Annotated in this window: 6 protein-coding genes; 3 read left to right on the top strand and 3 right to left on the bottom strand. The window is 59.8% G+C overall.

Features of this window, described 5'->3' with window-relative positions; genetic code table 11:
• Positions 1 to 188 precede the first annotated feature (188 nt).
• Positions 189 to 515: a hypothetical protein gene (locus IH615_RS05620; protein ID WP_291360510.1), complete on the bottom strand. Its 327-nt coding sequence runs from the start codon at positions 513 to 515 to the stop codon at positions 189 to 191.
• A 133-nt stretch (positions 516 to 648) separates the two neighbouring features.
• Between IH615_RS05620 and IH615_RS05615 the strand changes: the two genes are divergently transcribed.
• From IH615_RS05615 to IH615_RS05605, 3 genes are all read left to right on the top strand, one after another.
• Positions 649 to 1,269 (top strand): hypothetical protein, encoded by a 621-nt coding sequence (locus IH615_RS05615; protein ID WP_291360507.1) that lies wholly within the window; start codon positions 649 to 651, stop codon positions 1,267 to 1,269.
• A 332-nt stretch (positions 1,270 to 1,601) separates the two neighbouring features.
• A complete protein-coding gene (locus IH615_RS05610) occupies positions 1,602 to 3,011 on the top strand; it encodes an HD domain-containing protein (protein WP_291360505.1) in 1,410 nt (469 codons plus the stop codon).
• Complete coding sequence (locus IH615_RS05605) at positions 3,008 to 3,523, top strand: hypothetical protein (RefSeq protein ID WP_291360503.1); 516 nt, start codon at positions 3,008 to 3,010, stop codon at positions 3,521 to 3,523. Before IH615_RS05610 ends, IH615_RS05605 begins: the two co-directional genes overlap by 4 nt.
• A 41-nt stretch (positions 3,524 to 3,564) precedes the next feature.
• Here IH615_RS05605 and IH615_RS05600 read toward each other — a convergent pair whose 3' ends face one another.
• Positions 3,565 to 4,161 carry an ImmA/IrrE family metallo-endopeptidase gene (locus tag IH615_RS05600; RefSeq protein WP_291360501.1) on the bottom strand — a complete coding sequence of 199 codons (597 nt, stop codon included), beginning with the start codon at positions 4,159 to 4,161 and terminating at the stop codon, positions 3,565 to 3,567.
• Positions 4,162 to 4,295: 134 nt separating this feature from the next.
• Positions 4,296 to 8,012, bottom strand: coding sequence for a vitamin B12-dependent ribonucleotide reductase (locus IH615_RS05595; protein WP_291360499.1), 3,717 nt, complete (start codon positions 8,010 to 8,012; stop codon positions 4,296 to 4,298).
• Between the last annotated feature and the right edge of the window lie 103 nt (positions 8,013 to 8,115).

Genomic DNA, 8,115 nt, shown 5'->3' with positions numbered 1-8,115 from the left:
TGGGGTTTTGGGCAGGTTCGGGCCAGGTACGCTGTGTCGCAAGCGCAGCTGCCGGGTTTCCCCTGCCTGGACCAGGCGACCCCGATCCACCCATCTCCCCGCCCGATGCTTCGTCGGCACCGCGTGAGCGGCGGGAATGGGTGGAGTATGGCATGGGGATCTGGCGCGGGGATAAGTCGCTCCGTATCTTAGCGCGGCAGCGCGGAGGGCGCGCGGGAATCGAGTTCGGGATAGCGCTCCTCGAAACGCAGGGCGGCGATGGCGAGTTCATCGACCACCAGCGCCAGGTCGATGGCCGAAAGCGGCGCCTGGGCGGGCAGGGACGGCAGGCGGCCGAAATCGCGCTCGCGGGAAAACACGGCATTGGCAGCCGCGATCACGGCATTGCAGCGCGCCACAGTGGCCGGGCCGACCGGCCCGGTGGCTTTGCCGCGGGTGACTTTCATCAGGGCCGCAAGTGGCTTGGCGAGGCGGCGATAGGCGCGGATGGTACGTTGGCTGGGCGATGTGGCCATGGTGGTTCCCCCTGATGAAAGACCCAGTGTAACCCCGGCCGGAACGGCGGGGACAAATCCATGCGCCTTCACAGCCGCGCGATCGGGCCCTCGGCGCGTTGCCCGGCGGCCCCAACTCGCCTATCTGGGCAGCATGGCGCGCGTGAAGAAGATCGATGACGGACCGGTCCTGACCCGGGAATGGCCGCTGCCGGCTGCCGCCACGCTGGGCTCGTCGGTGCGTGCCAGGGGCATCATGCTGGAAGTGCGGGCGCGCCTGCCGATGGCGCTGCGCAAGGCGATAGAGGTGCGGGCCGGGGTGCTTGTTCTCAGCATGCCCGAAAGCGCGGCGGCGGAATTTGCCGTTGCAGCCGGGATCGTGACCGGGGTGCTTGACGGCATCGAGAGCCTGCCGGTCATCCCGCGCGAGATCGAGGATATCCTCGATATCAAGACCTCCGAGCGGCATCGCTGGCTCAAGGACGGGCGACTGCCCAGCGCCGGAACCCGGACGGTGAAGCTGCGCGGGCGGGCAAGAAAGATCACCTTTCACGTCTTCGATCCGCGCCATGTGGAAGAGCTGCTCGACAGCGGCGTGATCGACGACTGGCGCGAGCAGGACGCCGAGACGGCGCGCGAGAACCGGCGCCGCGCGGCGTGGCAGCGCAAGCTGGTGCGAGCCGAGAAGGCCGGAACGGCAGCGCCCGAGGCGAGCGGCGAGCAGGTGCAACTGGTGGGCTGGGACGCGTTCGAGCGGCTGGGGCTGTTGCGGTAGGCTGCCGGCTGCTTAGAGCGCGCCTATTGATGCCGGCACACGGCTGGGAGCGACCCATGGGATCGGTTCGGTGGTTGGTACCGCTGCCGCTGGCGGCGGCTTTGGCGGCTGCGGCAAGCCGGCGCCGCCGGAGGACCGGGCGAGCCTGATCGGCAGACGTGTTGGGATGATATCCGGCTAGCAGCGGGTTTCATGTTGATAGCTGCCTCTCCATTTAAACGGTCTGTTTACGGAATCGGCCAAAGCTGCAACTGGGGTAGATATCGGCATCATTCGAGCTTCTCAGACTCGTGTGTACGTAGTATGTTCTGCGTGAACAAAGTGAGAACAAGATGATTTCCGGATCGAGCTATCAGGGGCAGAGGATAAGGGATCCCCTCCATGATCTTATCGAGTTCCGCGAAGCTGCCGATGAATTCGAACATATGCTCTGGAGGGTTGTTCAGACTGAGCCATTTCAGAGGCTTCGCCGCATAAAGCAGCTAGGCTTTTCGGAGTTCGTTTATCCTGGCGCAACGCATTCTCGCTTTGCTCATAGCTTGGGGGTCTTCCACACCGCTAGACGGCTAATGGAAGTCGTAAAGCGACATGTGCCACGTCCATCAGAAAGCAAAATTCAACGGGCGTTGGCAGCCGCGTTAGTGCATGACGTTGGCCACGGTGCATTTAGCCATGCTTTTGAGACGGTCGGAAAGCGTCTTAAACTTAAGATGGCGGATCATGAGCACGTCAGCAATGAGCTGATACGGAACAGCGAAATTTCCAAAGAATTGAATGAGCTAGGAAGCGGCTTCGCTACCGACGTGGCGGATATCATTCAAGGATCTGGCAAGAAGACCGTCTATAGAGCCGTAGTTTCCAGCCAATTCGATGCGGATAGGTTGGATTACATGCGTCGCGACCGTCTTATGACTGGCACTCAACATAGCGCCATCGATTTTGAATGGCTTATTGCCAATCTTGAGGTTGGTAAGGTCGCGGTTGGAATGGATGACGAAAAGCTAGGTGAGGTTGAGACCTTTGTCCTAGGGCCGAAGGCCTTCTTTGCCGCTGAGGCATTTGTTCTTGGACTTTTTCAGCTCTATCCGACGGTCTATCTTCATAAGACGACGAGAGGCGTTGAGAAGATATTTGTCGAGCTTCTCGCTCATGTTTTTGAACTCGGGCGCCAAGGGCATTGGCAGAAGACCGGTCTGCCGGAAAACCATCCTCTAATTCAATTCGCAAAAAACGCGGATGATCTATCTCGCGCCCTACTGCTGGACGATTCAGTGGTTTCTGGTGCGCTTCCAATGATGATGGATGCCGACGATCCTCTCATCGCGGACTTCTCTAGGCGGTTGCGCACTCGCGATCTTTATAAGTGCATGGACGTTCGTGCGGGTGTCACGCAGACAATTGATCCAGATGGCGTCGGCGACGACGAGAAGGTGAATGAGATCGATGCTGCCTGCGAGCGAATAAACCTGAAGCTCACTGACTGGTCGTCGGCAAGTGGATCGGTGCCGCGCGCACTTTTTGATAGTGCGGAGCGTTCCCCTTATAAGGAAATCGGGCAGACAAAAGGTCCCTTGGATCAGATCAATATCCGCACGGAAGGCGACAAACTTGTAGACCTTAAAAGCCGGTCGCAAGTTGTTGCCTCACTGAAAACGTTCAAACTTGCTAGAGCCTACGTGAGCCGGGAGGACCCGGAGGCAGTGGAAATGGTGGAGAAGTTAACTAAGGAATTAGGGAAATGAGTATGCAACAGAAAGCTCAAAGTGCCGCGCGCATAATTCAGGATGCGGGTGGTCGAGTTGTGGGGCGTACAAGGTTGCAGAAGATTGCATATCTTCTGCACGCTGCTGGATTAGAGGGAGAGTTTTCCTTCGTCTACAAGCATTACGGACCTTTTAGTGAGGACTTGGCCCAATATACGAGGATTGGTGAACTGCTGGGTCTCTTGTCCGCCACTGAGCAGCAGGCGCAGTGGGGAGGTTCGTATTCGACTTATACAGTTAATGAGCAGCACGTTGATCATGTTAACTCCGCTCGCAATCAGCTGGCGCATATAGCTGCGGAAGCAGATGCCGTTGAATTGGAATTAGCGGCTACCGCTGTCTTCCTGCAAAAGGAAGGTTATCCAGATCCGTGGGCGGAGACTGCTCGGAGGAAGCCTGAGAAAGCAGAGGGCGGACGTATAAAAAAAGCAAAAGTCTTGTACCGGCAATTGCAAGCCGTCCAAGTACCAACTGCTCTTCCTAATATCTGAAAAGAAGGCCCCGACTAGGGGCCCTCTCTATTGGGTATGAATTACGAGTTCCAGGTAATGGTGTTAAACCGCATCAATCCCATGGCTTCCGCGTAGTTGTCCTCCGGCTCCGCTGCGTCCTCCAAACGATTGGGATACTTTGAATACCGCTGGAGACTTATCATTCGTCGCTCTGCCATTGCCACGGATAGGCCAAATTGCTGGGCAAGAGCGTCAGCGTCGTAGATATCTAGATTTGAGGCTGACCTAAGCGGAATCGCGAAAGCCAAAGCAAAATCATCCGCCTCCTGTTCGTCAAATTCGATCGAACGACCGAACTGACGTTTGCCAGCTATTTTTCGGTTGCGAGCTGCGTGTCCCAAAACAGCATGCCCAATCTCGTGAAAGACCGTGAACCTGATCTCCGGATCAGCATGTTCGAGGCCCTCCCAAAGCGCGTCGGACAGCACAATTGTTCTGGTGGAATCGTCCCACATCGCCACCGCATCGGCGAGAACGTGGTCTTCGTCGCGCCGGTAGTCCGAGATGATCCCGGCGATCTTCATTCGGCGCAAAGTATCAAGCACATCAAGTAGCGTGTCGTCCGGAATGCCTAAATGTGCCCGAAGTCGCAGCACCAACTCTTCGATACTATTCAAGGTAGTTCTCCGTACTTGGTTTGTTCAATTCTTGATTTGGCTGCGGAGCGTATTCGCACCGCAGCCTTCGTTGCCGACTACTAGTCAGCTAGAACAACAACACACGCACGCAAGCCAGCTCCTCCTGCCAGTCCTCAGCTACACCCAGTCGTCGTCCCGCACGTATCGCACTTCAAACACGTGCCGTTCCGCACCATCGTGAAGTTATGGCACTCGGTGCACTGGTCGCCCGTATAGCCCTTCATCTGGGCCTCGGCCCGGAGCAGTCCCGCGTCCTTTGAGGGCGGCGGGCTGGGGATGGGGCTGAGTTCAGCCGGCGCGAAGGCGGCCGGGGCGATCTGGGTGTCCACCTTGAGGGCGGTGGCGGAGCGGAGCGCCGTCACGGTGGAGGTCTGCATCGCCTGGACCGGATTGTACTGCGTCTGGTCGCCCGAGACGATCATCAGGTTCTTGTTGGCAACACGGCCGCGGGTCATGCCGCGGGAGACAAAGCGCTCGGCGGGCACCGGGGCAGGGGCGGCGGCCGCAGCGCGCGGCGCACCCTTGTCCTCGGCTACGCCCTTGCCGAGCGAGGTGGGGCTGTCGGGATTGACATGGGCGAGGTCATCCCGGTCGAGATAGGAAACGGCCAGTTCGCGGAACACGTAATCGAGGATCGAGGTCGCGTTCTTGATGCGGTCATTGCCCATGACCATGCCGGCGGGCTCGAAGCGGGTGAAGGTGAAGGCCTCCACATATTCGTCCAGCGGCACGCCATATTGCAGGCCCAGCGAGATGGCGATGGCGAAGTTGTTCATCATGGCGCGGAAGGCGGCGCCTTCCTTGTGCATGTCGATGAAGATTTCGCCGAGACGGCCATCGTCATATTCGCCGGTGCGCAGATAGACCTTGTGGCCGCCGACGACGGCTTTCTGGGTATAGCCCTTGCGGCGATCGGGCATTTTCTCGCGGTCACGGACCTGCTCGATGATGCGCTCGACAATGCGTTCGGCCACGACAGGGACGCGCTGGGCAGCGGTCATCGCCGCCAGTTCCTCGGCGGCATCTTCCTCGTCATCTTCATCGGCGGCAGACAGCACCGAGGAATTGAGCGGCTGGCTCAGCTTGGAGCCATCGCGATAGAGCGCGTTGGCCTTGAGAGCCAGGCGCCAGCTCAGCATATAGGCTTCCTTGGCGTCTTCGACGGTCGCATCATTGGGCATGTTGATGGTTTTCGAGATCGCACCCGAGATGAAGGGCTGCGCGGCCGCCATCATCAGGATATGCGACTCGATCGAGAGCGAGCGCTTACCGATCTTGCCGCAGGGAGCGGCGCAATCGAACACCGGCAGATGCTCGGCCTTGAGATGTGGCGCGCCCTCGAGGGTCATGGCGCCGCAGACGTGGATATTGGCAGCCTCGATATCCTTCTTGCTGAAGCCCAGATGGGCCAGCAGGTCAAAGGAGAAATCGGCCAGGTTCTCGTCGGTAACGCCGAGCGACTTCAGGAAATCAACGCCCAGCGTCCACTGGTTGAAGATGAACTTGATGTCGAAGGCCGAGGCGGTCGCGGCATTGAGCGCGGCGATCTTCTCGTCGGTGAAGCCCTTGGACCGCAGGGTGGACGGATTGATGCCCGGAGCCTGGTTGAGATTGCCATGGCCGACGGCATAGGCCTCCATCTCGGCGATCTGGCTCTCCGAATAGCCCAGGGTGCGCAGGGCCGGGGGCACGGCGCGGTTGATGATCTTGAAGTAGCCGCCACCGGCGAGCTTCTTGAACTTGACCAGGGCGAAATCGGGCTCGATGCCGGTGGTGTCGCAATCCATCACCAGACCAATCGTGCCGGTCGGGGCGATCACCGAGACCTGGGCATTGCGGTAGCCATGCTTTTCGCCGAGGGCGAGGGCATTGTCCCAGGCGGCCTTGGCGCGCTCGGAGAGCTGGGCATCGATCAGCGATGCATGGTCGAGCGGCACCGGATTGATGGAGAGGCCTTCATAGCCCTCGGCATGGCCATGGGCGGCGTTGCGATGATTGCGGATGACGCGCAGCATATGCTTGGCATTGCGCTTGTAATCCTTGAACGGGCCCAGCTCCTTGGCCATTTCGGCCGAGGTGGCGTAGCTGACGCCGGTCATGATGGCGGTGACGGCGCCGGCAATGGCGCGGCCTTCGGCGGAGTCATAGGGGATGCCTGAGGTCATCAGGAAGCCGCCGATATTGGCGTAGCCGATGCCGAGGGTCCGGTATTCAAACGAGCGCTCGGCAATCGCCTTGGACGGGAACTGCGCCATCATGACCGAGATTTCGAGCACGATGGTCCAGAGGCGGACGGTGTGCTCATAGGCTGATGTGTCGAACGAGCCATCGGCATTGCGATAGGGCAGCAGGTTCACCGAGGCCAGGTTGCAGGCGGTGTCGTCGAGGAACATGTATTCCGAGCAGGGATTCGATGCATTGATCGGACCGGCCTCGGGGGAGGTGTGCCACTCGTTGATGGTGGTGTGATACTGGATGCCGGGATCGGCCGAGGCCCAGGCGGCATAGCCCACCTGTTCCCACAGGTCACGTGCCTTGAGCGTCTTGGTGACCTTGCCCGACGAGCGGGCCTTGAGCTGCCAGTCGCCATCGCCTTCGACGGCGCGCAGGAAATCATCAGTCACACGGACGGAGTTATTCGAATTCTGGCCCGAGACCGTGAGATAGGCCTCGCTGTCCCAATCGGTGTCGTAGACCGGGAATTCGATATCCTTGTAGCCCTGCTTGGCGAACTGGATGACGCGGTAGATGTAGTTCTCCGGCACCAGCGCCTTCTTGGCGGCGCGGACTTCGCGCTTGAGGGCGGGGTTCATCGCCACGTCGAAGCAATCGTCGCCCGACCCTTCGCAGTTCACGGCGGCCTTCATGATCAGCTTGAGGTGCTTGGAGACGACCTTGGAGCCGGTCACGAGGGCGGCAACCTTCTGCTCCTCCTTGACCTTCCAGTTGATGTATTCTTCCACGTCCGGGTGATCGATATCGAGCACCACCATCTTGGCGGCGCGACGGGTGGTGCCGCCCGACTTGATGGCGCCGGCAGCGCGATCGCCGATCTTGAGGAAGCTCATCAGGCCGGATGACTTGCCGCCGCCCGAGAGCTTTTCGCCCGAGCCGCGCAGGGCCGAGAAATTGGTGCCGGTGCCCGAGCCATATTTGAACAGGCGCGCTTCGCGGACCCAGAGGTCCATGATGCCGTTTTCGTTCACCAGGTCGTCATTGACCGACTGGATGAAGCAGGCATGCGGCTGCGGATGCTCGTAGGAACTCTTGGACGAGACAAGCTTGTGGGTGAAGGGGTCGACATAGAAATGGCCCTGGCCGGGACCATCAATGCCATAGGCCCAGTGCAGGCCCGTGTTGAACCATTGCGGGCTGTTGGGGGCAACGCGCTGGGTGGCGAGCATATAGGCGAGTTCGTCGAAGAAGGTGCGGGCATCCTCTTCACTGTCGAAATAGCCGCCCTTCCAGCCCCAATAGGTCCAGGTGCCGGCCAGGCGGTCGAAGACCTGGCGCGAATCCATTTCCGAGCCATAGCGCTCGGCTTCCGGCAGCTTGGCGAGCGCAGCTTCGTCAGGGACGGAGCGCCACAGCCAGGACGGCACGGAATTTTCTTCGACCTTTTTGAGGACCTTGGCGACGCCGGCCTTGCGGAAATACTTCTGCGCGATGATGTCGGCAGCCACCTGGCTCCAGGTAGACGGAATGGCGATATTCTCGAGCTTGAAGACCACCGAACCGTCGGGGTTGCGGATCTCACTCGTGGCCGAGCGGAATTCGATGGACCCATAGCGATCCTGATCGGCAGACGTGAACCGGCGTTCGATGCGCATTCGTATTCCCCAATGTAACGAGCACGATTGTGCCCGCGAGCCGAAACCCGGCTTCTCATCCAAATCTGTGTTGACGCTTCACCAACCGAGCCCGGGAGGCGGG

The sequence above is a fragment of the Devosia sp. genome (genome assembly GCF_014860165.1).
In the GTDB taxonomy this organism is placed as follows: Bacteria; Pseudomonadota; Alphaproteobacteria; order Rhizobiales; family Devosiaceae; genus Devosia.
Note: the sequence above shows the minus strand (reverse complement) of the source record. Positions and strands in the feature narration are given on the sequence as shown.